Origin of the sequence: Cryptosporangium phraense (genome assembly GCF_006912135.1) — a bacterium.
Lineage (GTDB): Bacteria > Actinomycetota > Actinomycetes > Mycobacteriales > Cryptosporangiaceae > Cryptosporangium > Cryptosporangium phraense.
The window spans coordinates 152,749-179,643 of the sequence record NZ_VIRS01000014.1; the positions used below are offsets into that span (position 1 = coordinate 152,749).

At 71.5% G+C, this 26,895-nt stretch carries 22 protein-coding genes and 2 pseudogenes; 16 read left to right on the plus strand and 8 right to left on the minus strand.

Features of this window, described 5'->3' with window-relative positions:
- Nucleotides 1-11 precede the first annotated feature (11 nt).
- The 7 genes from FL583_RS20650 to FL583_RS20680 all read left to right on the plus strand — a co-directional run bounded on the left by FL583_RS20650 (nt 12) and on the right by FL583_RS20680 (nt 8,282).
- Complete coding sequence (locus FL583_RS20650; RefSeq protein WP_142706341.1) at nt 12-1,559, plus strand: histidine kinase; 1,548 nt, start codon at nt 12-14, stop codon at nt 1,557-1,559.
- On the plus strand, nt 1,556-2,218 hold the full coding sequence (locus tag FL583_RS20655; RefSeq protein WP_142706342.1) for a response regulator: 663 nt from the start codon (nt 1,556-1,558) through the stop codon (nt 2,216-2,218). Before FL583_RS20650 ends, FL583_RS20655 begins: the two co-directional genes overlap by 4 nt.
- A gap of 118 nt (nt 2,219-2,336) precedes the next feature.
- The gene (locus FL583_RS20660) at nt 2,337-3,242 is read left to right on the plus strand and encodes an MHYT domain-containing protein (protein ID WP_142706343.1); all 906 of its coding nucleotides are present in this window, start codon (nt 2,337-2,339) and stop codon (nt 3,240-3,242) included.
- A gap of 280 nt (nt 3,243-3,522) precedes the next feature.
- Nucleotides 3,523-4,623, plus strand: a complete 1,101-nt coding sequence (locus tag FL583_RS41020) for an MHYT domain-containing protein (protein WP_205752308.1) — start codon at nt 3,523-3,525, stop codon at nt 4,621-4,623.
- Between the two features lie 96 nt (nt 4,624-4,719).
- Nucleotides 4,720-5,466, plus strand: coding sequence for a DUF4230 domain-containing protein (locus FL583_RS20670; RefSeq protein WP_142706344.1), 747 nt, complete (start codon nt 4,720-4,722; stop codon nt 5,464-5,466).
- Nucleotides 5,467-5,478: 12 nt separating this feature from the next.
- Nucleotides 5,479-6,960, plus strand: a complete 1,482-nt coding sequence (locus FL583_RS20675) for a fused MFS/spermidine synthase (protein ID WP_170323769.1) — start codon at nt 5,479-5,481, stop codon at nt 6,958-6,960.
- Nucleotides 6,961-6,971: 11 nt separating this feature from the next.
- Nucleotides 6,972-8,282 carry an NAD(P)/FAD-dependent oxidoreductase gene (locus FL583_RS20680; protein ID WP_142706345.1) on the plus strand — a complete coding sequence of 437 codons (1,311 nt, stop codon included), beginning with the start codon at nt 6,972-6,974 and terminating at the stop codon, nt 8,280-8,282.
- 53 nt (nt 8,283-8,335) lie between these two features.
- On the opposite strand, the gene FL583_RS20685 is transcribed toward FL583_RS20680, so the two are convergent.
- The 3 genes from FL583_RS20685 to FL583_RS20695 all read right to left on the minus strand — a co-directional run bounded on the left by FL583_RS20685 (nt 8,336) and on the right by FL583_RS20695 (nt 10,346).
- Complete coding sequence (locus FL583_RS20685; protein WP_142706346.1) at nt 8,336-8,518, minus strand: hypothetical protein; 183 nt, start codon at nt 8,516-8,518, stop codon at nt 8,336-8,338.
- A gap of 86 nt (nt 8,519-8,604) precedes the next feature.
- Nucleotides 8,605-9,894, minus strand: coding sequence for a hydroxyacid-oxoacid transhydrogenase (locus FL583_RS20690; protein ID WP_142706347.1), 1,290 nt, complete (start codon nt 9,892-9,894; stop codon nt 8,605-8,607).
- Entirely contained in the window at nt 9,894-10,346 is a 453-nt protein-coding gene (locus tag FL583_RS20695) for an acyl-CoA thioesterase (RefSeq protein ID WP_142706348.1), read from the minus strand. The genes FL583_RS20690 and FL583_RS20695 overlap by 1 nt, the downstream gene beginning before the upstream one ends.
- 234 nt (nt 10,347-10,580) lie before the next feature.
- On the opposite strand from FL583_RS20695, the gene FL583_RS20700 reads away from it, so the two are divergent.
- Complete coding sequence (locus tag FL583_RS20700) at nt 10,581-11,330, plus strand: winged helix-turn-helix domain-containing protein (RefSeq protein ID WP_142706349.1); 750 nt, start codon at nt 10,581-10,583, stop codon at nt 11,328-11,330.
- Nucleotides 11,331-11,373: 43 nt separating this feature from the next.
- Here the strand turns inward: FL583_RS20700 and FL583_RS20705 are convergent, their stop codons facing one another.
- A complete protein-coding gene (locus FL583_RS20705; RefSeq protein ID WP_142706350.1) occupies nt 11,374-12,084 on the minus strand; it encodes a hypothetical protein in 711 nt (236 codons plus the stop codon).
- Between the two features lie 102 nt (nt 12,085-12,186).
- On the opposite strand from FL583_RS20705, the gene FL583_RS20710 reads away from it, so the two are divergent.
- The 4 genes and pseudogenes from FL583_RS20710 to FL583_RS20725 all read left to right on the plus strand — a co-directional run.
- Nucleotides 12,187-12,831, plus strand: coding sequence for an HAD family hydrolase (locus FL583_RS20710; protein WP_142706351.1), 645 nt, complete (start codon nt 12,187-12,189; stop codon nt 12,829-12,831).
- A 53-nt stretch (nt 12,832-12,884) separates the two neighbouring features.
- Complete coding sequence (locus tag FL583_RS20715; protein WP_142706352.1) at nt 12,885-14,390, plus strand: AI-2E family transporter; 1,506 nt, start codon at nt 12,885-12,887, stop codon at nt 14,388-14,390.
- A 10-nt stretch (nt 14,391-14,400) separates the two neighbouring features.
- The gene (locus FL583_RS20720; protein WP_142706353.1) at nt 14,401-15,825 is read left to right on the plus strand and encodes a family 8 glycosyl hydrolase; all 1,425 of its coding nucleotides are present in this window, start codon (nt 14,401-14,403) and stop codon (nt 15,823-15,825) included.
- Between the two features lie 237 nt (nt 15,826-16,062).
- Nucleotides 16,063-16,306: pseudogene (locus FL583_RS20725) on the plus strand (IS5/IS1182 family transposase); the annotation flags it as partial.
- Nucleotides 16,307-16,309: 3 nt separating this feature from the next.
- Here the strand turns inward: FL583_RS20725 and FL583_RS41790 are convergent.
- Nucleotides 16,310-16,535, minus strand: a pseudogene (locus FL583_RS41790) (IS5/IS1182 family transposase); the annotation flags it as partial.
- A 67-nt stretch (nt 16,536-16,602) separates the two neighbouring features.
- On the minus strand, nt 16,603-18,600 hold the full coding sequence (locus FL583_RS20730; RefSeq protein WP_142706354.1) for a serine/threonine-protein kinase: 1,998 nt from the start codon (nt 18,598-18,600) through the stop codon (nt 16,603-16,605).
- A 322-nt stretch (nt 18,601-18,922) separates the two neighbouring features.
- Between FL583_RS20730 and FL583_RS20735 the strand changes: the two genes are divergently transcribed.
- Genes FL583_RS20735 through FL583_RS20750 form a run of 4 tightly spaced genes read left to right on the plus strand, consistent with a single transcriptional unit; the run spans nt 18,923 to nt 22,869 of the window.
- Nucleotides 18,923-20,068, plus strand: a complete 1,146-nt coding sequence (locus tag FL583_RS20735) for an ABC transporter substrate-binding protein (protein ID WP_240746753.1) — start codon at nt 18,923-18,925, stop codon at nt 20,066-20,068.
- Between the two features lie 22 nt (nt 20,069-20,090).
- Nucleotides 20,091-21,002, plus strand: a complete 912-nt coding sequence (locus FL583_RS20740; protein ID WP_420843167.1) for an ABC transporter permease — start codon at nt 20,091-20,093, stop codon at nt 21,000-21,002.
- Nucleotides 20,999-21,805, plus strand: coding sequence for an ABC transporter permease (locus tag FL583_RS20745; protein WP_240746755.1), 807 nt, complete (start codon nt 20,999-21,001; stop codon nt 21,803-21,805). Before FL583_RS20740 ends, FL583_RS20745 begins: the two co-directional genes overlap by 4 nt.
- Nucleotides 21,802-22,869: an ABC transporter ATP-binding protein gene (locus FL583_RS20750; protein ID WP_142706356.1), complete on the plus strand. Its 1,068-nt coding sequence runs from the start codon at nt 21,802-21,804 to the stop codon at nt 22,867-22,869. The genes FL583_RS20745 and FL583_RS20750 overlap by 4 nt, the downstream gene beginning before the upstream one ends.
- Before the next feature lie 60 nt (nt 22,870-22,929).
- On the opposite strand, the gene FL583_RS20755 is transcribed toward FL583_RS20750, so the two are convergent.
- Both FL583_RS20755 and FL583_RS20760 read right to left on the minus strand, forming a co-directional pair.
- Nucleotides 22,930-23,799 carry a LuxR C-terminal-related transcriptional regulator gene (locus tag FL583_RS20755; protein ID WP_142706357.1) on the minus strand — a complete coding sequence of 290 codons (870 nt, stop codon included), beginning with the start codon at nt 23,797-23,799 and terminating at the stop codon, nt 22,930-22,932.
- Nucleotides 23,775-26,321: a sensor histidine kinase gene (locus FL583_RS20760; RefSeq protein WP_142706358.1), complete on the minus strand. Its 2,547-nt coding sequence runs from the start codon at nt 26,319-26,321 to the stop codon at nt 23,775-23,777. Before FL583_RS20760 ends, FL583_RS20755 begins: the two co-directional genes overlap by 25 nt.
- Nucleotides 26,322-26,895 lie beyond the last annotated feature (574 nt).

Here is a 26,895-nt window from a genome sequence, read left to right on the forward strand (position 1 = left end):
GGTCTTCAGGTATGACGACCCCACCCGAGCCGGGAGACCCCCGGGCGCCCGACGACGCCCGGGAGGGTGGGCACCGGCACCCCTGGGAGCGGTGGGAAGCGCGCTGGGAGCAACGGGCCCGCCGCCGCGCCGGCGGCCCGGGCCGGGCCGGGCACTGGGGGATGCGGGCCGAACGTCAGGCCCAGGAGTGGGAGCGCCTCGCCGAGCAGCACGCGAACCAGTGGGAGCGGCACGCGCACCAGCAGACCCGGCACTGGGAGCGGCACGCCGAGCGGCAGGCCCAGCAGTGGGAGCGGCACGCCCGGCGCTGGGAGGAGCAGGCCCGGCGCTGGGAGGCGCGCGAGCACCGGCGCTGGGACTGGGAGAACCGCGGCGAACGGCACCCCGGCGGCGCGGCCTTCGGCATCCTGGTCCTCACCGTGCTCGGGACGCTGCTCGCGTCCTCGGCGCTGGACGGGTACGCCCCCCTCGACGTCCGCGGCTGGGCGCTGGCGGTCGCCGGGCCGCTGCTGCTCGGCGCCCGGAAGAAGGCCCCGATCCCGGTCGCGATCGTCATCAGCGTCGTGATGTCGGCCTACTACCTGCTCGGCTACCCGCCCGGGCCGGCGTTCCTGGCCCAGGTCGTCGCCCTGAACGCGGTCCTGCTGGCCAGCCGGCGCTGGGTCGCCTGGACGATCGCCGGCGTCGGGTACGCGGGCTTCGTCGTGGCCGAGAACACGATCGGCCGCGGACCCGGCGTCCCGCTCGGCGGGCTCATCGCGGCCGCCCTGTGGACGGCGCTGGTGCTGGTCGGCACCGAGGCCGGTCGCGCGGCCCGGGAGCGCGCCGAGGAGTACCGGGCCCGCCGGGTCGAGGTGGAGCGCAGCAAGCAGGAGGGCGAGCGACGCCGGGTCTCCGACGAGCGGCTGCGGATCGCCCGCGAGGTGCACGACCTGCTCGGCCACCATCTCTCGCTGATCAACGTCCAGTCCGGGGTCGCGCTGCACCTGATGGACAGCGGGACCGGCGCGGCCACCGAGGCCGACCTCCGCTCCGCGCTCGCCGCGATCAAACAGTCCAGCAAGGACGCTCTGGTCGAGCTGCGCGCGACGGTCAACGCGCTCCGGGGCGTCGACGAGGACGCCCCGCGCCAGCCGACGCCGACGCTCGACCGGCTCGACGACCTGCTGGCCGGCGCCCGCAACACCGGTCTGGACGTCTCGACGGTGATCGTCGGCGAGAGGCGCCCGCTTCCGGCCCGGGTCGACCTGGCCGCGTTCCGGATCATCCAGGAGGCGCTGACGAACGTGCGGCGGCACGCCGGGCCGGTCCCCGCCGTTGTGACGTTGGAGTACGGCGGCGACCTGCTCGTCGTCCGGATCGAAGACGGCGGCCTCGGCAGCGACGACGCCGAGCCGCCGGACGTCCACCTGGACATCGACGAGCCACCGGAAGGTGGCGGAAACGGGATACCTGGCATGCGGGAGCGAGCCCAGTCGGTCGGCGGGACGTTGCAGGCAGGGCCGTTGCCCGACGGCGGGTTCCGGGTCTGCGCCGAGCTACCGACGGACGAAGCATGATCCGGGTTCTGCTCGCGGACGATCAGGCGCTCGTGCGGGCCGGATTCCGGGCGCTGCTGGACTCGCAGGCCGACCTCGCGGTGGTCGGCGAGGCCAAGGACGGCGCCGAGGCGGCCAAACTGGCCGACGCGCTGACCCCCGACGTCGTGCTGATGGACATCCGGATGCCCGGCGTGGACGGGCTCGAGGCGACCCGCCGGATCACCGCCAGCCCGCGGCTGACCGCGACCAGGGTCGTCATCCTGACCACGTTCGACCTGGACGAGTACGTGTTCGAGGCGATCCGGGTGGGCGCCAGCGGGTTCCTGGTGAAGGACACCGAGCCGGCCGACCTGGTGCAGGCGGTCCGGGTCGTGGCCCGGGGCGACGCGCTGCTCTCGCCGGGCGTGACCCGTCGGCTGATCGCCGAGTTCGCCGGGCACCTGCGCCGACCGGCGCCGACCGCCGACCTCGACGTGCTGACCGACCGCGAGCGCGAGGTGGTCGCGCTGGTCGCGGCCGGGCTGTCGAACGCGGAGATCGCCGACCGGCTGGTCGTGTCGCCGGCGACCGCGAAGACCCACGTCAGCCGGGCGATGGCCAAGGTCGGAGCGCGCGATCGGGCCCAGCTCGTCGTGCTCGCCTACGAGACCGGTCTGGTGCGCCCCCGGACGGCGTAAGCGCTGGTGGACGCCACTATGTGTGAGTTGTCCGTCGCGGATTGCGATCGTCGTCGCCATTGGGTCACGATGCCCCGGTTCGTTACTCGGGGGCGCACCCGGGCGAAGGAGCGGGCTCATGGCCCATGTCCATCACTTCACATACGGCTTGATCACTTTGGTACTCGCCTATTCGGTCTCGGTCCTGGGGTGTCTGCTCGGGCTGATCTGTACGGCGCGGGCACGGGAGACCGTCCGGCTCAGCTGGCGGGTGCGCTGGCTCGCGCTGGGCGCGGTGTCGATCGGGGGCACCGGCATCTGGCTGATGCACTTCCTGGCGATGCTCGGGTTCACGGTCTCGAACACGTTCGTCTTCTACGACCCGGCGCTGACCGCTCTGTCGGCGCTGATGGCGGTCGCGATCGTCTCGGTCGGCATCTTCCTGGTCGGGCTGGGACGCCCGTCGATGGTGAAGGTGCTGGCCGGGGGAGTGATCACCGGGCTCGGCGTGGCCGGCATGCACTTCACCGGAATGGCCGCGATGCGGGTGCTGGACGGCCAGGTCGAGTACGACCCGGTGCTGGTCGTGTCGTCGGTGGTGATCGCGATCGTCGCGTCGACGGTGGCGCTGTGGTTCACGATCGTGATCAAGAGCCGGCCGGCGCTGGCCGCGGCCTCGCCGATCATGGCGATCGCGGTGACCGGCATGCACTACACCGGGATGTTCGCGGCCTCGGTGCGCGAGGTCAGCGTCAACGGCCGGGTCGAGGGTGTGGACGTCACGACGCTGCTGATCCCGAGCGCGGTGATCGTCGGGACCGTGCTGATCGCTCTGCTCTACGCGACGCTCTCCGCGCCGGCCGCCGAGGAGCGGGCCGCGCAGGCGCTCACGGTCCGGCTGCTCCAGGAGTGCGACGAGCAGATGCCGCCGCCGGCGGCCCGGCCGACCCGGGCGACGATGCGCACCCAGCTCCGTCATCACCTCACCGTGCGTGACGACGACGAGTCGGAGGCAACTCCTAGTGGTGCGTTCGTACCGCGGTAGTCCTTAAATCGGGCTAATGGTTCGCTACATGTGATCTAGCGCACCACGCCCATTGCCGTTGCAACACGTGCTTTTCCTGTGTGAACGGTGCGACAAAACGTCGTTGTCTGCATGCAACGAGTGAGGGGTTCAATACCGTTCGAGTTGGTCCGATTTAGGCCTTGAGAAACCTCCGGTGATGAACCAACGTGTTCGGCCGCAGAGCCTGCCGGGAGGTTTTCCGATGGCCGAGGTCCATCACTTCGCTTATGGGTGGCTCACGCCTGCCCTTGCTTACGGTGTGTCAGTTCTGGGGTCGTTGCTCGGCCTCGTCTGCACCGCCCGCGGGCGTCAGGCGATCACGCCGAGGAAACGGTTCGGCTGGCTGACGCTCAGCGCGCTGGCGATCGGCGGCACCGGCATCTGGCTGATGCACTTTCTGGCCATGCTGGGCTTCTCGGTCGTCGGCAGCGACGTCCGGTACGCGGTGCTGCCGACGATCTTCAGCGCGGTCCTCGCCGTGGTGGTCGTCGGGATCGGCCTGGTCGTGCTGGGCACCGGGAAGATGAAGTGGTGGCGGGTGCTGGCCGGTGGTCTGTTCGCCGGCCTCGGCGTCAACGTCATGCACTACACGGGCATGGCCGCGATGCGCGTCGACGGCACGATCGGGTACGACCCGAAGCTCGTCGCGCTGTCGGTGCTGATCGCTGTCGTCGCGGCCACCGCGGCGCTCTGGTTCACGGTCGTGGCCCGGAACCTCTGGCTGATCAGCGGGGCCGCGCTGATCATGGGCGTCGCGGTCACCGCGATGCACTACGTGGGCATGGCGGCCGCGCGGGTGAAGCTCGACAGCACGCACAGCGCGATGAGCGGCGTCGACGTGACGACCGCGCTGCCGGTGATCGCCGGTCTGTCGGGGATCATCGTCGTCATCCTGCTGTACTCGGCGCTCTCGGCGCCGATCGACGAGGAGACGCGGGCCGAGGAGGACCGGCAGCGGTCGGTGACTCCCGACTCGTTCGGGTCCGACTCGCTGTGGACGCCGCGGACGGCGGCTCCGGCGTCGGCCGGTGGCGCGCAGTCGGCGCAGGTCGCCGGCGCTGTCCGGGGCGGTCAGCCGTCGGCCGCGGACTGGCTGGGTGCGGGACGAGGCCCGGCCTCCGGGGGGCCGGCCCCGACGGCGGCGGCTCCCGGGCCGCTGAACGGCCCGGCCTGGCCCGGCGGCGCAGTGACACCCGCGCCGAACGGCACTGCCCCGAACGGTGTGGGCGGCCCGCAGGGCGCGTCGTCGCGCTGGGAGGCACTGCGTCAGAAGCCCGAGACCGCAGGGCCTGAGTCGTCGCCCTGGGCCGACGGCGACGAGCCCGCGCGCCGTAGGCACGCGTCCGATCCGTGGTCCTGACCACCGGAGGGTTCGGCGAAGCCGATTGACGGGTAGCTCCACACTGTCACCGGCCGGTGACATCGCCGGGCCGACGACCGGGTGAGGTGAGCGACCATGCCCCACGAGCACGAGTCCGGAACCGCTCGAACTGAGCCGTTGCCGGAAAATCAGAAGCCGACCCGTCCGCTGCCCTCCGGGGTTCCCGAGGCCGACCGCCGGGTCGACCGCCGGTCCCGGATCTGGGGACTGATCCTGCTCGCAGTGATCGTCCTGGTCGGCGTCGGCTCGTTCCGCGCCTGTTCCTGGTGGAACAGCGACGACCGCCCGCTGGCTCAGAGCACGGTGGACCGCAGCGGGCCGGTGGTACTCAAGTCGATCCAGGACCTGGCCCGCTTCCAGGCCGCGACCGGCACGTTCCAGGTCGTCGTCGATCTGGAGAAAGACACCAAGTACGTCCCGAAGGCGATCTCCGGGCAGCGGACGCTGTTCGTCGGCGTCGGCACGGTCGACGCCTACGTCGACTTCTCCGGCGTCACCAGCGACGCGCTGAAGATGTCCGAGGACCGGAAGTCGGTGTCGCTGCGGCTGCCGCCGCCGGCGCTGGAGAAGGTGAACCTCGACCAGGACAAGAGCTACGTCTTCGCCCAGGAGCGCGGGGTCATCGACCGGTTCAAGTCACTGTTCACCGACGACCCGAACAAGCTCGCGGATGTCTACAAGGCGGCGGAAGCCAAGATCGCGGACGCGGCCAAGGAGACCGACCTCTCCAGCCGGGCCCAGGACAACACCCGGACGCTGCTGACCGGGTTGTTCAAGTCACTCGGTTTCACGTCCGTCACGGTGACGTTCTCCTCCACCTGATGAAATGAGCAGGTGACCGACGAGAAGCGCTGGCAGCCGGGGGCGGGACTGGCCGGATTCCTGGTCGTCCTCGCCTCCGGCTCCGTGTTGGTGCTGGAGATCCTGAGCCTGCGGCTGATCGCGCCGTACGTCGGGGTCACGCTGGAGACGAACACCGCGGTGATCGGGGTCGCCCTCTCGGCGATCGCGGTCGGGGCCTGGCTCGGTGGGGCGGCGGCCGACCGGCTGTCGCCGACCGCGCTGCTCGGGCCGCTGCTGCTGGGCGGCGGCGCGCTGGTGTTCGTCGTGACGCCGCTGGTCCGGTTCGTCGGTGACCTGGTCCGGGGCGCGGACGCGTCGGGCGTGCTGCTGGTGGCGTTCGCGGCCGTCTTCGCCCCGGCGGCGCTGCTCTCCGCGGTGCCGCCGGTCGTCGTCAAGGCCCGCCTGGCAAACCTCGACGAGACCGGGACGATCGTCGGGCGGTTGTCGGGGCTGGGCACGGTCGGGTCGATCGTGGCGACGTTCGGCACCGGGTTCGTGCTGGTCGCGATGGTGCCGACGACCGTCATCCTGACCGGGCTGGGCACCGTGCTGGTGCTCGCCGGGCTGGTCGTGCTGTGGGTGAGCCGGGGGCGGGTCGACCGGCCGGTGGCCGGCTCTCTGGTGCTGGCGCTGATCGGGGTCGGAGCCACGACCGTCGCGCCGAACCCGTGCGATCTGGAGACCGCGTACCACTGCGCGAGCGTCACGACCGACCCGCAGCGGCCCACCGGGCGCACCCTGCAGCTCGACACGCTGCGCCACTCCTACGTCGACCTGGCCGACCCGACCTACCTGCAGTTCGAGTACCTCAAGGTGATCGCCGCGGCCACCGACGTGTTCCGCCCGCCCGGCGCGCCGGTGCGCGCGCTGCACCTCGGCGGGGGCGGGCTCACGCTGCCCCGGTACCTGGAGGCCGTCCGCCGGGGGAGCACCAGCCTGGTCTACGAGATCGACGCCGGGGTCCTCTCGCTGGACCGATCCGACCTCGGCCTCCGTGAGGGCGACGGGATCCGGACCCGGGTCCAGGACGCCCGCGTCGGGCTGGGCGAACAGCCGGCCGGGCGCTACGACCTCGTCGTCGGGGACGCGTTCGGCGGCGTCGCCGTGCCCTGGCACCTCGCGACCCGCCAGGTCGTCGACGAGGTCGCCCGCACGCTGGGGCCGACCGGCCTCTACGCCGTCAACCTCATCGACCACGGCCGGCTGGCGTTCGTCCGGGCCGAGACCGCGACGATCGCGGCCACGTTTCCGCACGTCGCGCTGATCGGCGAGCCGGACACGTTCGGCGGGGACGGCGGCAACTTCGTCGTGCTGGCCTCGCGGACGCCGCTGCCGCTCACCGCGCTGCAGCCGCGCCTCGACGGGATGCAGATCAAGTCCGGCGACGAGCTCACACGTTTCGTGGGGGATGCGAGGGTACTAACCGACGACTTCGCACCGGTCGACCAACTCGTCACGCCCTACCGTTCTTAGAAGGAGCCACCGTGAACTCCCGGAAGCGAATTGTCGTGGTGGGGGCCGGGTTCGCCGGCTTGCACGCGGCCAAGACCGCACTGCGCCAGACCCAGGGCCGCGTTGAGGTCGTGATCGTCAACCCGACCGACTACTTCCTCTACCTGCCGTTGCTCCCCGAGGTGTCGGCCGGTGTCCTCGAGCCCCGGCGCATCACGGTTCCGCTGGTGAACGCGGCTCGCGGAGTGCGGCTCGTGCTCGGCTCGGTCGACGGCATCGACACCGACGAGCACCGCGTCTACTTCCAGGGCCCCGAGGACGAGCGTGGTTCGATCCGCTACGACCGGCTGATCCTGGCTCCGGGCAGCGTCAACAAGCTGCTGCCGGTGCCCGGGGTGTCCGACCACGCGCACGGGTTCCGGAGCATCGCCGAGGCGCTGTACCTACGCGACCACCTGATCCGTCAGATGGAGATCGCCAGCAACGAGACCGACCCGGTCGAGCGGGCCGCCCGCACCACGTTCGTCGTGGTCGGCGCCGGCTACACCGGCACCGAGGTGGCCGCGGCCGGCCAGCTGTTCACCGAGGCCGCGATGCGCCGGCTGCCGAACCTGCGCGACCAGCGGTGCCGCTGGCTGCTGCTCGACCTGGCCCCCAACGTGCTGCCCGGCCTCGATCCGCGGCTCGGGCGGGCCACCGACGCGATCCTGCGCCAGCGCGGGCTCGAGGTCCGGATGAAGACGTCGGTCGCCGAGGCGACCGCCGACGGCGTCAAGCTCTCCGACGGGGAGTTCGTGCCGACCCGCACGCTGATCTGGTGTGTCGGTGTGCGGCCCGACCCGCTGATCGAGAGCCTGGGTCTGCCGACCCAGTCCGGCCGGCTGACCGTCGACACTTACCTGACCGTCGCCGACCATCCGGACGTCTACGCCGCCGGCGACAGTGCCGCGGTGCCCGATCTGACCCGGCCGGGCGAGATCACGGCGATGACCGCGCAGCACGCGCAGCGTCAGGGGGTGCAGGCGGGCAAGAACGTCGCCGCGTCGCTCGGATTCGGCGAGGCGGCCCAGTACAAGCACCACGACCTGGGGTTCGTCGTCGACCTGAGCGGGGCCAAGGCGGCCGCGAACCCGCTCGGGATCCCGCTGTCCGGGTTCCCGGCCAAGGTCGTGACCCGGGGGTACCACCTGCTCGCGATGCCGGGGAACCACCCGCGCGTGGTGGCCGACTGGATCCTCGACGCGACGTTCCGGCGCCAGGTCAGCCAGCTCGGCCTGGTGCGGGGCACGTCGGTGCCGCTCGACACCGCGTCCGGAGTGGAACGCCCGAGCGGAGAGCACTAGACGCACCGATGCCCGGTGGCTGACGGTCCACCGGGCATCGGGTACTGCGACGGTCAGCGACGGCGGCGCCACCGCCCCGGGTACGCCGTACCGAAACCGCACATGTGCAGGGCCATGAAGAGCAGGCCAAGCGCTACGAGCGTGTTCCAGTTGAAGAGGTCGCTCACCGGAAGCTGGTCGATCAGGTCCAGGAACAGCAAGATCCCGAACGTGATCGCGGCCAGGATGGCAAACATGCAGGGCTCCTTGGGGGATTAGGAGTACTACGTTGCGCCCCCAGTTCCCCGGTGCGGAAGTTCCGAAACTTTGCTCCCGTCTGGGGCTACCAATTCTCCAGTGAAGCGGCGAAAATGCCCGCCAGATCCTCAGGAGTCGGCGTCCGCGGCGACACGTCGAGTAGCCGCTGCTGCTTGAGCGTGCCCTCGACCAGGGCGTCCACATCGTCCGAACCGAAGCCGACCGCGGCCACGCCGGACGGGATGTCGATGTCGCGCATCAGCGCGATCAGCGCCTCGGGCAGCCGCTCGGACGGGGGAGCGTCGGACGCGGCCCCGCCGGAGAGCAGGTCGGCCGCCCGCAGGTGGCGGGCCGGATCGGTCGGGAACGTGAAGCGGAACGCGGCCGGAGCGGTCAGCGACACCGACTGGCCGTGCGGAACCATCGCGTGGTCGGCGTCGTAGCCGGCCGGACGGTACTCGCGCACCATGCCCGCGATCGGGTACGCGCAGGCGTGCGGGATGTGGACGCCCGCGTTGCCGAAGCCCATCCCGGCGAACGTGGCCGCCATCATCATGTCCGAGCGCGCGTCCAGGTCGGTGCCGACCAGCACGGCCCGGCGGAAGCTCCGCGCCACCAGCGCGAGCGCCTTCTCCGACCAGGTGTCGGAGACCGGGTTCGAGCCGTTGTAGGCGACCCGGTCCTGCGGCTCGTGGCGGAGGAACGTCGTGTAGTGCCGGGCGGTGTACGACTCGAGCGCGTGGCAGACGATGTCCATTCCGGACGCGGCCGTGACCGCGGCCGGCAGCGACATCGTGAGCAGCGGATCCACGACGGCCAGCACCGGGCGCAGCGACGGGTGGCTGATCCCGCTCTTCACCTTCAGCCCGAGGATGTCGAGCACGCAGACCGGCGTGCTCTCCGACCCGGTGCCCGCCGTGGTCGGCACCGCGATCAGCGGCTTCGGCGGCTTGCGCGGAGCCAGGCCCTCGCCGACCGGCTTGTTGACGTAGTCCATCAGGTCGCCGCCGGACGTGCTGAGCAGGTTCACCGCCTTGCCGGTGTCGATCACCGACCCGCCGCCGACCGCCACGTACGCGTCGAACTCCCCGTCTCCGGCGAGTTCGGCCGCGGCCGTGGCTGCGGCGCGCAGGCTCTCGTCGGTCGGTTCGGTGTGCGCGCGGTCGTAGACCGCGTGGTCCACCCCGGCCGCTTTCAGCGCCTCCCCGATGCGGGACGGCAGACCGGTCGCGGCGATCCGCTGGTCGGTCAGCACCAGCACCCGGCGGACGCCGAGCCGAGCGACGTCGAAGCCCACCTCGTCGGCCGCTCCGGGACCGAACTTGAGCGGCGGTGCGCCCCAGGTGAAGACGGATTCGGTCATCAGGTCGGTCATCAGTGACTCCCCTCGGCGGCGCTCTTCTCGGCGACCAGCTCCAGCGCCGTGCGGATCACCGGCGGGATCTCGCACTTGCGCCGGGTCGTGCTGTCGACGTAGACGTGTACGAACCTTCCCACCGCGACCGCGTCCGCGTCACCGTGACGGAACACCGCGAGCCGGTAGACGACGCTCGAGTGGCCGAGCCGGTCCACGGCCAAGCCCACCTCGAGCGGGTCGGGAAAGCCGACCGGCCGGAAGAACTGGCAGGACGTCTCGACGACGAGCCCGATCGCCGGCAGGTCGCGGATGTCGCAGCCGGTGGCGTCGATCAGCCAGCCGTTCACGGCCGTGTCGAAGTACGAGTAGTACACGACGTTGTTCACGTGGCCGTAGTGATCGTTGTCGGACCAGCGGGTCGGGACGGCCCGGAGCACCGGAAACGCAGCTCGGGTCGGTTGGTTCGGCATGAGCTCATCGTGCCTTGGTGCGCGCCTTGCGGCCTATCGGCAATTTCGCCGAGCGAATTGTTAACCTACCTTGCCGATAGGAATTGTGTTTCTGTCGAGCCTCTGAAAGACTGACGTCATGAGCGACGCTTGGTACCTCACCAGTCGCCTCCACATCGACTTCGGGCACGCGTCCAGTGCCTGGTGTCGGCGCTCCTGACCAAGCGACCCCCTTCCCACGTCAGGAGTAGACCCATGAGTGTGCAATCCCTTACCCCGGCGCGGCGCAAGCCCCGGGCCGGCGCCGGGCCGTCGTCCGCGTCGATCGTCGTCGAGGTCGCGGTGAGCGGGGCCGACGCGCTGGAGGCGGCCACGCGGCTCGCACGCGAGATCCGCGATCTGGTCGACTCGGCCGGTGCCGAACCGTCCGGCGTCGAGGTGTCGGCCTCGGTGGGCCTTCACATCGGGGCCGGCGCGCCGCGGGCCGCGCGCACGCCGTTGAGTTCGGTGCCGCAGCAGAGCCGGTCGAGCGCGAATAGTGCCTGGGCGCCCGGCCCCGGCTCGGACGGAGCGGCCCGGGTGCAGCTGCCGTCGTTCGTCGCGCCCTCGCCGTTCGCGGCCGCCGTCGAGCCGGGCGGTCGGCCCGCGGCTGCATCGGGTGCTGGTCCGAGGGCCGTCGGCGCGGCCGTGAGCACCGCGCCGCTGCAGATCTACCCCGAGCGACGGGTGGCGCTGCTCGACGGCGAGCAGGTCTCGCTCACCCGGCGGGAGTTCGACCTGCTGCTGTTCCTGGCCGAGCACGCCGGGCGGGTGTTCGACCGCCCGCAGCTCCTGCGGCTGGTCTGGGGCCACCAGGTCATCTGCGGCGAGCGCACGGTCGACGTCCACATCCGGCGGCTGCGCGCGAAGGTCGAGGAGACCGGGCCGGTCATCTCCACCGTGCGTGGCGTCGGCTACCGGCTGGATTCGGCCGAGCGGGTCGCGGTCGTCCGCGAGAGCAACTGACACCACGTCGAGGTGAACGCTGATCTCGTCGTGTGAACCTTGCTCACGGCCGGGTCGGGACGCCCGGCAGCCGGGAGGCGAGGGACCGGCGGGCCTTGGGCGTGGGCATCGCGGTGAACGCGATCGTCTCGATGTCGCTGGGCGCCGGCATCGCCTGCGGCGCCGGGTCGAGCCGGGGCGTCGAGCGCATGTGCACGGCCAGCCCGGCCACGCCGGTCAGCGCCACCGTGAGCGTGGCCAGCACGGTGAACCCGGCCAGCGCGCCGAGGTCGGAGAACACCCCGCCGCCGGCGATCAGGTGCTGGTAGGCCCAGTAGCCCTCGAGGGTGGTGGCGGTGGTGCCGATGGCCGCGACGACCGACCAGTGCAGCGGCCTCCGCTCGGATTCGGCGCGGTCGAGCGTCCGAATGGTGTTGAGGGTGAGCGTGATGTCGGACGCCCCGGCCGGGCGGACCGGCATCGACCGGTGCGCATCCCGACGCCGTCCGAACAGGATCAGCGCGTGGTCGGCCGACTCGGCGCGGGTCTCCAGCGCACGGCGGGTGAGCCGGTGCACGGCGTAGCCCAGCGACGCGCCGACCAGCGCGACGAGCACGACCGGGACACCACCGACGATCGCCAGACCGGCCGCCGCGGCCGACCAGAGCGCCGCGCCGACGATCGCGATCACGGTCGTTCCGCGTTTCCGCGGACCGGAACTCACGGTGGTGGCGACGGCCACCGCCAGAGCGACCATGGTGACGTAGAGAATCATCGGCGCCTCACCTCCGGGATCGCGGTCAGTCTAAGCCATCCTTCACAAGACCCTGTTAAACCCATCGCGTGTTCCTGGGTTCATTCCGGGTAGTGCGCGTCAATGGCAGACATCGCGGTGTTCGACGTGGACGGCACCCTGGTCGACACGAACTATCAGCACGCGCTGGCGTGGTTCCGGGCGTTCCGGCGATATGACCTGACGCTCCCGGTGTGGCGGCTGCACCGGGCGATCGGGATGGGCGGCGACCAGCTGGTCGAGGCCGTCGCCGGCGGGGACGTCGAGAAGGAGCACGGCGACGACCTCCGGGCCGCCTGGGAGGAGGAGTACGCGCCGCTCCTCCCCGAGGTCCAGCCGTTCGAGGGCGCCCGCCGGGTGCTGGAAGACGCCTCCGAGGCCGGGCAGCGGGTGGTGCTCGCCAGCTCCGGGAAGGCCGAGCACGTCGAGCACTACCTCGACCTGCTGGACGCCCGGCCGCTGGCCGCCGCCTGGACCACGTCCGACGACGTCGAGCGGACCAAGCCCGAGCCGGATCTGGTCGCGGTGGCGATCGAGAAGGTCGGCGGCGGGACTGCGGTCATGGTGGGCGACTCGGTCTGGGACTGCGAGGCCGCCCGGCGGCTCGGCGTCGCCTGCTACGCGGTCCGGACCGGCGGTTTCTCGGTCGACGAACTCCGCGACGCCGGCGCCCGGGACGTCTTCGACGACCTGAACGATCTGCGGGACGGACTCCGCCGGAGCCGGTGAGCGTAGCCGCCCTATCCTGTGAGTTCGTTGATGACGCGGGAGGGGGCGGGTGAATGGCCAAGCGGCGCGCCCTGCCCGGCTACGCCCGGAACGTCTGGCAGTGGGTAGCGGCCGGACGTCCGGGCGGCCGGCACCGCGGCGGGGCGGCAGAACCCGGGCCGGACGCCACCGAGCAGCCCGAGCGTCCGGACCCGCGGCGGGCGGCCTCGGTCGACGACCTCGGCGACCCGACGTTCGGCCGGCCCGACCACGAACGTGCCCACCGGGAGCCCGGCGAGCGTCGTCGCAGCGATCAGATGCCCCGCTGGCTGCCCCGGGCGTTCATCGTCGCCGGGCTGACCGTGACCGGCTTCGTCCTCACCTGGTGGCTGCTCGGCCGCCTGCGTGACCTGATCGGGCTGCTGCTGCTCGCGCAGTTCCTGGCGTTCGCGCTCGAGCCGGCTGTGAACTGGCTGGCCCGGCGGGGCTGGAAGCGGGGCGCCGCGACCGGCGTCACGATGCTGGTCGTGCTGGCCGCGCTGGTCGGGTTCATGGTGGCGGTCGGCTCGCTGCTCGTCTCGCAGATCTCGACGCTGTCGGCGCGGCTCCCGCAGTACCTCGACCTGACCGTCGAGTGGGTCAACGACACGTTCAACTCCCACATCTCGATCCAACAGATCCAGAGCCAGTTCACGGCCGACGACGGGCCGTTCCGGCGCTGGGTGGAGGGCATCGCGAGCAACGCGGTCGACCTGAGCACGAGCGCGCTCGGCGTGGTCTTCCAGACGCTGACCGTGCTGCTGTTCGGCTACTACCTGTGCGCGGACGCGCCCCGGGTGCGCCGCTCGCTCTGCTCGGTGCTGCCGCCGGCCCGCCAGCGGGACGTGATGCGGGCCTGGGAGATCGCGGTCGACAAGACCGGCGGCTACCTCTACTCGCGGCTGGTGCTGGCGCTGGTGTCGAGCCTGGCGCACTACATCGTGCTGTCGATCCTCGGCATCCAGTACTCGGTGGCGCTGGCGCTCTGGGTCGGGCTCGTCTCCCAGCTGATCCCGACCGTCGGTACGTACCTGGCTGCGGCGCTGCCGCTGATCGTCGCGCTGGTCGCCGACCCGCTGGACGCGGCGATCCTGCTCGTGTTCGTGATCATCTACCAGCAGATCGAGAACTACCTGCTGCAGCCGCGCATCACCGCGCGGACGCTCGACCTGCATCCGGCGGTCGCATTCGGGGCCGTGCTGGCCGGTGCGGCCGTGCTCGGGCCGACCGGTGCCGTGCTGGCGATCCCGTTCGCGGCGATCAGCCAGACGTTCGTCGGGTCGTACATCCGCCGGTACGACGTCGAGGAGCACCCGATCCACGATCCGGTGGCGATGGCGCGGATACCGATCGCTCCCGCGCCGCCGATGCCGCCGCGCTCCGGCGACGACGCTCCGCACCATGCCGACGGCTCGGTCGCGGCTCCGGCCCCGGCGGAAGTGTCGGCGGAACCCGGGCCGGCGGTCGAGGACGAAGAGACGGGGCAGCGGGAGACGGGGCAGCGGGAGACGGGGCAGCGGGAGACGCCGGCCGCGCCCTAAAGTCCGGGATATGCCGCATGTGTACCAGCGTCCCGCTGGTGCGGACGGTCCCCGAACTCGTCGACGCCGTACCCGCCGGGCCCGCCGCCGGGCGGCCGCGGTCGCCGGCGGCGTCGCCGCGGTGTTCCTCGGCGGCCTCTCGGTGGCGAACTCGATGCTCGACGTGCGGCCGGTGGGCCACGGGCGCGGGGGCGGTACCGTGGCCGATGAACGCCGTTCGGCCCGCCAGCCGGACGTGCCCGCACCGGCACAGGGGGCCGCACTGTATCCGCAGGGACCGTCCGTTCGAGTTCCGTTCGGCAGCCTCTCCCGGGCGCGGTACCGCGGCGCGGTGATCCGTCCGTCCGGGCCGCAGGAGAACCTCAACGCGACCGTGGCCGCGTACTACCGGCACTGGCAACGCGCGTTCGTCCGCTCGCGGCCGTGCGGCCGCGACTGGTCGGCGGTCGTCTCACCGGACGCCGGGCTGCCCTACATCGGTGAGGCCCAGGGCTGGGGCCTGGTGATCACCGCGCTGATGGCCGGTGCGGATCCGCACGCGAAGGAGCAGTTCGACGCGATCCTGCGGTACGTGCTCGGGCACCCGTCGTCGATCGATCCCGACCTGCACGCGGCCGAGCAGAACGAGCGCTGCGAGAGCATCAACGGCGGTGACTCGGCCACCGACGGCGACCTGGACATCGCCTACGGCCTGCTGCTGGCCGACGAGCAGTGGGGCGGGTATCGCGAGGTGGCGCTCCGCCGGATCGAGGCGATCAAGCGCAGCCTCGTCGACCCGCGGTCGCACCTGCTCCGGGCGGGCGACTGGGCCCGCGACGGCGACGACGAGGTCAGCCGGATCTCCCGCTCGTCGGACTGGATGCTCGGGCACTTCCGGGCGTTCCGCGCGGTCACCGGCGACCCGTTCTGGGATCGGGTGCTCGACGCGCACCTGTCGCTGATCACCCGTCTGCAGGGGTCGTACTCGCACGGCACCGGGCTGCTGCCGGACTTCGTGACCGGCATCGACCGCGAGCCGCGCCCGGCCGACGGCGAGATCCTGGAGAGCGAGAACGACGGTCGGTACTGGTGGAACGCCTGCCGGGTACCGTGGCGGATCGGTACCGACGCGGTGCTCTCGGGTGACCCACGGTCGGTCGCGGCGGCCGGTGCGCTCAACACGTTCGCCCGGAACGTCTCGGGTGACGATCCGACGCGCATCCGGGCCGGGTACTCGCTGAAGGGTCGGGCGCTCACCGACGACCTCGAGCCGGCGTTCGTGGTGCCGTTCGCGGTGCCGGCGATGCTCGATCCGGGTGGTCAGCGGTGGATCGACAATCAGTGGCACTATCTGACGTCGACGCCGGTGCGGTCGGATGCGTACTACCCGGCGACGATCGGCCTGCAGGTGATGATCGTGCTCACCGGCAACTGGTGGACCCCGGGAGTCTTCTAGGGGTTGTGTGACCGGCCGGGTTCTCGGGTGCTTCGTCGGTGGGATGTCCCGGACCGATACCGGTCCCGGACCGCCCCTGAGCGCCTGCGCCGCTGGACCGCGGCGGGCTGAGCAGCACGTCCGCCTCGCCGCGGACGGGCCGGGAACGGCCCCGCAAAACGCCTTGACCGGGTGGTCGGGAACCAGGCGTATACGCATCCCCGACCCCGGGTCGCGCTGCGGCGGCGCGGGATCGCGGTGGCCGATAAGGCCTATTCTCATCCCTCGACCCGCGCCGCGCTAGGGCGCCGCAAGGTCGCGGTGACAATTCCTGAGCGGTCCGACCAGATCGCCCGGCGCGCCGCAAAGGGCTCGGCCGGAGGCCGGCCCCCGGTCTTCCACCGGCAACGTAACCTCGTTGAACGATGCTTCAACCGGCTCATACAGTTCCGCGCGGATCGCGACCCGGTATGCCAAACGCGGCCGCTGGCCGAGCCCTTAGCTTCAGCCGGACGGCCATGGGCCGTCCCCGCCCCTCGACCGCGGATCTTGCTGCTCAGCCCGCCGCGGAACCGCCCGATCGCCTCGCCTTGATGCGCCCGAACGACGCTGGAATCAACGTGGAAGGTGCACTCGATCTCCCCGACCGCGTCGTCGTGGACCTGGACGTGTTCCAGGATCCGGTCTCGAGTTCCGTCCGCGGACCAGCGGCGCAGCCGCTCATGAGCGGTACCGGTCCGGACCCGGCAACAACGACGCGATCCGCTCCCGCCCCGGCGGCGTGCCGGGGCGGTGGGGCTAGCTGTTCGGGGCGGGTTGGAACGTATTGGCGAAGTTCTGGAAGATCGGTCTGCCGGAGTTCCAGAGATTCGACGGCGTCTCCCAGTACAGGCTGTACGCCTGGGTCTTCGACGTCGCGAAGCCGCGGTTGATCACGTGGATCTGCTGGCCATCGCGGTTGAACGTGAACTCCCAGTCGGCCGCGGTGAGCGAGTTCAGGTAGTCGATCTTCTTGATGTAGATCCGGTTGTAGCCGTTGCCCTGGTCTCGGCGGTACTGCTCCTGACCCCGCCAGTCCGCCACGGCGTCGGGCTTCGGCTGGTCGGACTGCTCGATCAGCAGGAAGAAGCCCTTGCCGTCCTGGATCCGGAAGTCGGTGCCCCGGACCTCGGTCCGCCAGCCGTTGGGGATGCCGATCGTGAAGCCGCCCGGGCCGGTGACCCGGCGCCAGCCGGCCGGCAGCGCGGTGGTGCCGGTGCCGGTGCCGTTGCCGTTACTCGCGGACGCCGACGGGCTCGCCGGGGCGCTGGGGGAGGCCGACGCGGGCGCCGACGGGCTGCCGCTCGGTGCGGCCGACGATGCCGACGGCCCGGCCGGCGACGCCGAAGACGTCGACGGGGTGGCCGCGTTGTCGTCCCCATTGCGGTTCGAGAGCACGTAGGCGAGACCGGCCACCACGACCAGCACGATGACCACGGCGGCGATCGCGCCCAGCAGCGGGCCGCGGGATTTCGGGCGCTCGGCGGGAGCCATCGGCGTGCTGCCGGGCGGCGGAATCGACGCCCGCCTCGGCGTCTTGACCGCCGGCTCGGAGCCGAAACCGGCCACGGCGGGCTCGTCGGCGTCGGCACCGGCGGCGGCCGGCGAGACCGGGGCCGGGCTGACCGAGGCCTCCTCCGGGGAGGTCCGCTGCGCGGGCGCGGCGGAGCCGGCCGGAGCCGCCTCGGCCGCGGGCGCGGCCGGGCTCGTCGGCGCGGCCGGGCTGATGGGCGCAGCCGGACTGACAGGCACCGCCGGGCTGGTCGGCTTCACCGATGCCGGACCCGCAGCCGCCGCCGGGCCTGAGCCCGCCGCCGGGCTGGTCGGCTTCACCGCACCGGCCGCGGAACCCGCGGCCGAAGCCGCCTCGACGGCCGGCAGCACGGCCGTCCGGGTCGGCGTCCGACGACGGGGACGCTCGGGCGCGGGTGGCAGCGCGGCCAGCGAGATCTTGCGCAGCGCGAGCCGCGCGTCGTCGACCGACGGACGCTTCGCCGGCTCGCGCTGGAGCAGCGCGGTGAGCACCGGCGCCAGCGGACCGGCCTTCACGAACGGATCGGGGTCTTCCATCGCCGCGGCGGTCAGAATCGGGACGATCCCGTCCCGATCGTACGGCGGACGCCCCTCGACGGCCGTGTAGAGCGTCGCGCCGACGGCCCACAGGTCGCTGGCCGGGCCGGCGGGCAGGCCGCGGGCGCGCTCCGGCGCGATGTACGACGGCGAACCGAGGATCAGGCCCGACCGGGTCATCGCCGGGTCACCCTGCACGCTGGCGATGCCGAAGTCGGCCAGCACCACCCGGCCGTTGTCGCCGACCAGCACGTTGCTGGGCTTCACGTCCCGGTGGAAGATGCCGGACGCGTGCGCGACGCCGAGCGCGTTGAGCAACTGGACGCCGATCGAGGCCACCCGCTCGGGCGGCAGCGGCCCCTCGTCGCGGACGACCTGGTTCAGGCCGCGGGCCTGGACCAGCTCCATCACGATCCACGGCCGGCCCTCGACCTCGACGACGTCGAAGACCGTGACGACGTTGGGGTGGCTCAGCCGGGCGGCGGCGCGGGCCTCACGCTTGGTGCGCTCCATGAGGTCGTCGCGGGTCTCGTCGTCGACGCCCGGGGGCAGCAGCACTTCCTTGACCGCGACATCGCGGTCGAGCAGCTCGTCATGGGCGCGCCACACCGTGCCCATACCCCCGCGACCAAGCTGGTCGACGAGGCGGTAGCGGCCCGCCAAGACCGTCTGCTGCGTGTCGGCCATCGCTCTGAGGTACCCCCGAGTCCGTCACCGAAACGATACCGATTCTCCACTGTGTCCGTTGAACGGGGGATCGGTGCTGTACTTGCCCAGGTCAGAATGGGTCAGCAGGTCAAGTGGCCTGCGTCATAGCAAACCGGTCAGTTTGCCGGTTTTGGGCCAACGCGGAGTTTCGGGCAGCTGAATGTCTGATCGGGCTTGGTCCCAAAACGGAAACAGCTATGGAGCTCAGGCCCACCACGGCGGTACGAAGTTGCAGGTCCCGCCGTCATTTGCGGGGCCACCACGGACGGTTCAGGGGAACCGCCCGCGTGAAGGAGGACCTGTGCGTAACCCTCTCGCCCGCCGGTTCAGCCGGGTTGCGGCGCTGACCACGGCGGCAGCGCTCGCGCTGGCGATCACGGCCTGCTCGCCGCCCGAGAAGAACGACGACTCGAGCAGCAGCGGCGACACGGCGAAGGCGGCCACCGCCACCAGCGCCAAGGACCTCGGGAGCCTCGACGACCTGGTCGCGGCCGCGAAGAAGGAGGGCGCTCTCAACGTCATCGCGCTCCCGCCGGACTGGGCCAACTACGGCAACATCATCAAGGCCTTCGAGAGCAAGTACGGCCTCAAGGTCACCTCGGCCCAGCCGGACGCGTCCAGCGCCGACGAGATCACCGCGGCCAAGCAGCTCAAGGGCCAGGACCGCGCGCCGGACGTGTTCGACCTCAGCCCGGCCGTCGCCGCCGCGAACACCGACCTGTTCGCGCCGTACCAGACAGAGAAGTTCGCCGACATCCCGGCCGACCTCAAGGACCCCAAGGGCACCTGGGTCAACGACTACGGCGGCTACATGTCGATCGGCTACGACTCGGCCAAGGTCCCGGCTCCGGCGTCGATCGCCGACCTGCTCAAGCCCGCCTACAAGGGCAAGGTCGCGCTCAACGGTGACCCGACGCAGGCCGGCGCCGCGTTCAGCGGTGTCGTGATGGCCGCGCTGGGCAACGGCGGTTCGGCCGACGACATCGCCCCGGGCGTCGAGTTCTTCAAGAAGCTCAAGGCCGCCGGCAACTTCCTGCCGGTCGACCCGACCCCGGCGACGATCGAGTCGGGCCAGACCCCGGTCGTCATCGACTGGGACTACCTGAACGTCGCCGAGGCGGCCAAGCTCACGACCTGGAAGACCGTCGTCCCGGCGAACGCCGTGCTCGGCAGCTACTACGTCCAGGCGATCAGCAAGGACGCTCCGCACCCGGCCGCGGCGCGGCTCTGGCAGGAGTTCCTCTACTCGGACGAGGGTCAGAACCTGTGGCTCGCCGGTGGCGCCCGCCCGGTGCGCGCCGACTCGATGGAGAAGGCCGGCACGATCGACAAGGCCGCCTACGGGAAGCTCCCGGCCGTGACCGGCACGCCGGTCTTCCAGACCGACGAGCAGACCACGAAGACCAAGGAATACCTCGCCGCGAACTGGGCGAAGGCCGTTGCCTGAGTCAGCTCCTCCGATTGAGGTGCTGACCCGTCCGACCCCGCCTCCCGCACCAGGGGGCGGGGTCGGGCGGTCACGCCTCCGGTCACTGCCGTCACTGCTCGGCGTCGTGCCGTTCGGCGCCTACGTCGTCATCTTCCTGATCATTCCGACGCTCGTCGTCGCGATCGGGGCGTTCACCGCCAACCCGGAGGACGGGGGCGGCGTCACGCTGGCGAACATCAAGGCGCTGGGTGAGCGGCAGGTGCTCGACGCGTTCGTCTTCAGCATCTCGCTGTCGGCGGCGTCGGCGCTGATGGGCGCGATCCTGGGTGCGCTGCTCGCGTACGCGGTGGCGACCGCCAAGCCGAACGGGATGCTGCGCCGGGTCGTCACGTCGGCCTGTGCGGTGCTCGCGCAGTTCGGCGGCGTCACGCTGGCGTTCGCGTTCCTGGCGACGATCGGCCTCACCGGCTTCATCACGCTCTACCTGCAGAACCACTTCGACGTGAACATCTTCTCGGGTGGCGTCTGGCTGTTCGAGTTGCCGGGCCTCACGCTGGTCTACACGTACTTCCAGATCCCGCTGATGGTGATCGTGTTCCTGCCCGCGCTGGACGGGATCCGTCCGCAGTGGCGGGAGGCGGCCGAGAGCCTCGGCGGCTCGACCTGGCAGTACTGGCGCCTGGTCGGTGGCCCGCTGCTGGCCCCGGCGTTCCTCGGCTCGACGCTGCTGCTGTTCGCGAACGCGTTCTCGGCCTACGCGACCGCGGCCGCCCTGGTCAGCCAGGGCTCGCCGATCGTGCCGCTGCAGATCCGGAACGCGCTCACCAGCGAGGTGCTGCTCGGCCAGCAGAACGTCGGCAAGGCGCTGGCGCTCGGCATGGTCGTCGTCGTCGCGATCGTCATGTGGCTCTACGCGCTGCTGCAGCGTCGGACGTCACGGTGGCTCGGGTGAACGCGGCCCGGCGCCGGAAGCTGGCGCTCTTCCGCTGGATCGTCGTCGTCGTGCTCGGCCTGTTCTTCCTGCTCCCGCTGTACGCGATGCTGGAGTTCACGACCCGCGCGGCGAACGGCCGCACCGCGCAGACGTGGAAGACGCTGGCCGACTGGCGGCAGATCCAGGAGAACTATCCCGATCTGTCGACCGGCATCGTCTACTCGCTGGAGCAGGCGGCGTTGACCGCCGTGCTGATGCTGATCCTGCTCGTCCCGACGATGGTCTGGGTCCGGCTCCGGCTGCCCTGGCTCCGCCGTCCGATGGAGTTCCTCTGCCTGCTTCCGCTGACGATCCCGGCGATCGTCCTCGTGGTGGGTCTGGCTCCGGTCTACGCCTGGGTGACGTACCTGGTCAACGGCTCGTCGATCTGGCTGACGTTCGCCTACGTGATCCTCGTCCTGCCGTTCGCGTACCGGGCGCTGGACGCCGGGCTCTCGGCGATCGACGTCAAGACGCTGTCCGAGGCGGCCAGGAGCCTCGGCGCCGGCTGGGGCACGGTGCTCTGGCGGGTCGTGCTGCCGAACATCCGCTCGGCGGTGCTGTCGTCGGCGTTCCTCTCGGTCGCGCTGGTGCTCGGCGAGTTCACGATCGCGTCCCTGCTCAGCCGGGAGAACCTGCAGGTCGCGATCAACCTGCTGGGTAAGAGCGACACGCAGATCTCGGTCGCGGTGTCGCTGGTCGCGTTGGTTCTCGCGTTCGTCCTGTTGTTCGCGCTCTCGTTCGTCGGTGGCCGACGACGGTCTTCGAAGGAAGCCTCATGACGGTTGCTACGGATTTGCGCCAGGACAGCCTGGAAGTCGCGCTGGCCGGCCTGCGCCGCTCGTACGGCCCGGTGCACGCGCTGGACGGGCTCGACCTCACGCTGGCGCCGGGTGAGCTGGTCGCGCTGCTCGGCCCGTCCGGGTGCGGCAAGACCACCGCGCTACGCGTGCTGGCCGGTCTCGAGGACGCGGACTCGGGCACGGTGACCGTCGGCGGGAAGGACCTGACCCGGGTTCCGGCCAACAAGCGGAACATGGGCATGGTCTTCCAGGCCTACAGCCTGTTCCCGCACCTCACCGCGGTCCAGAACGTCGAGTTCGGACTGCGGTTGCGCGGGATCGGATCGGCCGAGCGCCGGAAGCGGGCGTCCGAGGCGCTCGACCTGGTCGGGCTCTCGGCGCAGTCGGGCCGGTTCCCGCACGAGATGTCCGGCGGGCAGCAGCAGCGGGTCGCGCTGGCCCGGGCGCTGGCGATCCGGCCGGCCGTGCTGCTGCTCGACGAGCCGCTCTCGGCGCTGGACGCGAAGGTCCGCGTGCAGCTGCGGGACGAGATCCGGCGGATCCAGCTGGAGGTCGGCACCACCACGCTGTTCGTGACCCACGACCAGGAGGAGGCCCTCGCGGTCGCCGACCGGGTCGGCGTCATGCGGGCGGGCAACCTGGAGCAGATCGGGGCTCCGGAGGAGGTCTACGCTCGCCCGTCGACGGCGTTCGTCGCCGAGTTCGTCGGGCTGAGCAACCGGCTTCCCGGTGAGGTCCGGGACGGCGGGGTGGTCGAGGTCCTCGGGCAGGTGCTGCCGATGGCGTCGGCCGAGGCCGCCTCCCGTGGGACGGCGGTGACCGCCTACGTGCGGCCGGAGGCCGTGCAGGTCTCCGCCGACGACACTGCGGACGCCCGGGTGGTGGCCGCCGCGTTCCTCGGGCCGAGCAGCCGGGTGACGGTGACGATGCCGGGCGGTGAGACCGTGATCGCGCAGGTGCCCAGCTCGACCGTGTCGTCGCTGGGTCCGGGCACGGCGGTGCGGGTGTCGTTCGCGCCGACCCCGGTCGCGGTCTCCGTCTGATCGGTGGGGCCGCGACTACCCGCCGCGGCCACGCCCCCTCCTACGTGTGTGTTCCTGGGCTCACTCCAGCCGGGGTGAGCTCAGGACTCCGTCTTCGACCGCGCGGTCGCGGAGTTCGAGCTTCGTGCGGGCCGCGCGCCCGGCCTGCTCGTACTTGTCGCGGACGCGGTCCAGGTAGCTCTTCGCCGTGCCCTGCTTGACGTTCAGGCGCCGCGCGACGCTGGACATCGTCAGGCCCGAGGCGTAGAGGCGCAGGGCCTCGCGCTCCTGGCCGGAGAGTTCCGGCACGCCGTAGGTCTTCGTCCGCTGGATCAGCGCCGCGTGGCTCTGCGACACGTGCCGCTCGCCGTTGGCCGCCGCGGCCAGCGCCTGGCGCATGTCGGTCGCGTCCTGCGATTTGCGGACGTAACTGAGCGCACCGGCGCGGCCGGCCTCGTGCACCAGGCCGGCGTCGTCGATCGTGCTGCACGTGACGACCGCGAAACCGGCCTGGATCAGCGCCATCACGTTCTCGGCGACCCTCCGCCCGTCGCGCAGGCGCAGATCGAGCAGTGCGACCGGAGCGAGCGGGGTGATCGGGCCGTCGTCGGCGAACGTTCGCGGGCGCATCGACGGGACCGAGGCGGTGCCCCGCGCCGGTTCGCCCGGGTGCACGCCGTTGTTGCGCCGCAGCGTCTCGTACGGCGTCCGGCTGTACCCGCCGGTGCCGTTGGTTCTCATTCCGTTGGGTTGAGCGACGCGCGCGAGCAGCTCGGTCACCGACTTCGCGGTCCCGACCACCCGGACGTCGAGTCCGTCGGTCGTCCCGTCGGGTCTCGGGGCCGCGTGGGAGAGCCAGGCGGCTATCCCGTGCAACAGGATCTCGTCATCGTCGATGACCACCACGCGGACCACGCCACCACGGCTCAGGCCGCTGTCTTCGTGTCCCATGTCACCTCCAGCCAGGCGATGCTCGTCATTTCGGGTTCTACGTCAACGCGGATATGTCGATCAGGAATCAGTTGGTTGCCGGTGCCGACCGCCACCGCCTCCAGTACCGGCGCGGGCGTGCCGGTAGGGAAGCAGAACGTGATCGCGATCTCCTCGGGCGTTCCCCGGACGGTGAACGTGGCCTCACCGGGCAGCGCCTCCATCAGCATCCGATCGGCCAGCCGCGTGAACGTGCGCTGCCAGTCGGGGGAGAGGGCGTCCAGGCCGTCGCCGAGATGCAGGATCGGTACGACGTCGCGCTGCCTCGCGCTGCGGGTGACGGCGGCGACGGCGTCCAGGGTGGCTATCGGGGTCGTGAGGTCGTCGTGGTCGACCAGCGCGCGGACCTCCGCGGCGGCGAGCTCGCACCGTCTTCGAACGACTGGGGTCTCCGGGTTCGCGCTGCCGTTGGCCAGGGCCCGGAGCAGCGGGAACAGGTCGCGGTTGAGGGCCGCGTCGCGTTGCTTGCGATCGGCGGTCACGGCCTCGCGCGCTGCGCGCGCAGCGTCCAGATGGTGCTGTTCGGACAGCGCGGCCGCCGCGTCGGTCGCGTGCTGACGGAGCTGGAGGACGATCACCAGCGCGCCGACCTGGGGAATTCCGGCACCGAAGACGACGCCGAGCGCGTACGCGAAGGCCGGGCCGGAGCCGCTCCACTCGATCGTCACCGCGCTGAGCGTGGTGAGCGCCAGCGACAACCAGGCCAGGTCGAACCACCGCGGACGCTGGACCGCGAACACCGAGAGGATCCAGCCGAGGACGCCGATCGGCCAGTTGGCCGGCGTGAGCAGGCCGGCCGGGGTGCAGTCGAGCAGGACGGCGAGCGCGGCGACGACCGAGAGGCCGGTGAGCCACCACGCGTGCCGGTCGATCAGGTCCGAGGGGAACCGGCCCTTGCCCTGCACCGTGACCAGCGCGACCTGGATCAGCGTGACGACGAACAGCACCAGCCAGCCGGAGAGCGCGGCCCAGCCCGAGCGGTACTCCGACCAGCTCGTGATCAGCAGGCCCAGGCTCAGCGCCTGCCAGAAGTGGCCGATCCAGGCGAGCGCGAGCAGCCCGTAGCGGGTGAAGCGGTCGGCGAGGACGCGCTCCTCGATCAGCGGGCCCGGCTCGGCCTCGCCGGGCGCCGGCGCGGGGTCGGCGACGCCGGACGGCGCGGGCTCCCACTGGGCCCCGGGCCGGACCAGGCGGGCCTCGGCCAGCGACCAGCGGAGCGTGACGACGGTGCCGCGCCCGATCGCGGACCGGACGTACGCGGCCCCGCCGACCGCGGCCATCCGGCCGGTCAGCGACTTCGACAGGCCGAGCCCGCCGCTGCCCGCGTTGGCCGGGTCGAAGCCGCGGCCGCGGTCGTGGATCGTGAGCTCGAGCGCGTCCGCGGTACCCCGGGCGGCGATGCCCACCTCGGTGGTGCCCGCGTGCTTCTCGACGTTCGACAGCGCCTCCCGGCTGGCGGCCGCGAACGCCGCGGTCACCTCGGCCGGGAGCACGTCGTCCGGAGCGCCGTCGGCGAGGTAAGGCCGCAGCCCGCGGTAGGACGCCTGCCGGGCGGCGACGGCGACGAGCTGGCGGCCGGTGCGCAGCGGCTCGTCGGACTCGGAGTCGCGGGACAGGGCCTCGAGGTCGTCGGTGCAGCGGGCGCGCACGATGTCGGCGCGGCCCCGCAGGCCGCCACGGGCGATCGCGGTCAGCGTCGTCAGCACCGTGTCGTGCAGCAGGAGACGGCGGGCGCCGCGGTCGTGCAGACGGGCCTGCTCCACCGTGTCGGTGCGGCCGGTGATGTTGCGCCTGGCGATCGTGGCGCTCGCGTTGGTCGCACCGAGCCGGACCAGGTGGACCAGCATGAGGCCGATCGCGGCCAGGGCCAGCAGCACGCCTGCGGCCTGCGCGGTGCCCTCGAGCGGACGGGCCAGCCCGAGCGGTTCGTTGCTGCCGGCCTGGATGCCGGCGACCCGGGAGCCGAACAGATACGCGGCGATCTCGACCAGGGCGACCGCCCAGACCAGCGGAGCGCGAAGCCGCCAGGCCGCGAGCAGGATCGAGACGCCGGCCCAGCCGACGACCCAGCTCCCGGCGGCGCCGACGAACTCGGTGGGGAGCAGACGAACCATGGCGATCAGCAGCCCGACTGAAACGAGCGTGTCGCCGAGAACCGCCCAGACCGGTAACTGTCCGCCACGCCAGCACGTCCAGGCCGCGATCAGCCCCCAGGCGATCGCGCCGGCGAGGAGCACGTCCCGCCAGTACGACGGCGCGGCCACCGGCCCGCTGGCGTACGCGACGACCGGCGCGATGACGCACCAGGCCGTCCGCAGAATCGCCGCCGATCGGGCCGCCACCGGCCCCAACCCGACTTCGCGGGAGAGGAGTGTCGGCGCCGGGAGCGCGGAATCCGTAGGTGTAGCCGGGTCACCGTCGTGGTACTCGGGCGGCACGTGCGCCGGTCTACCGCGTAATGCGTAGACCAATGTCAGTGGCATCCCGTCGATCCTTCGGTCTCGTCGGTCGGGCGGAATTCGTCTCTATTCGGGCTTAACACATCGGCTAGGAATGCGAAAACCTTTCAGGTATCGATTTCTGTGCTGTACTTCCCCGTTGGCGGGGCTGCTCACTCGTGCTGGTTCCGACCGGTACCAAAGATTCTTATTCGGTGGGTGACGCTGAGTGACTATTTCGGAGCCGGTCGATCGGTGACGCTCTGCAATGGGCTGGTGTCGCTGCTGCATTAGTGACGGATCGAGTCGCGGAATTGCGGGTGCGGCCCGCGCTCGGTCGGACACTGTGGATTCCCCGGAACCGGATTCCGTAGTGACGCGGATCGGAGTATGCCCCCAAACTGGAGCCAGTGGGGGGCAGGGCTCGTGGGCAGGGACGGTTCGGCGGGTCGGCTGAGGAGCGGGTAGTCCGTCCGGCCGAGGCGACTGGGTCGTGTGACCGGTGGGTGCTCTGAGGCTGGTGTTCGGCGGGCCGGCGGCGCGGCTTAAGAGAGCCCGAAGGCTCGCGTAAACCGGGCACCCGAATTGACCGGAGGGCAGTGGCACCCGGCACGATGAG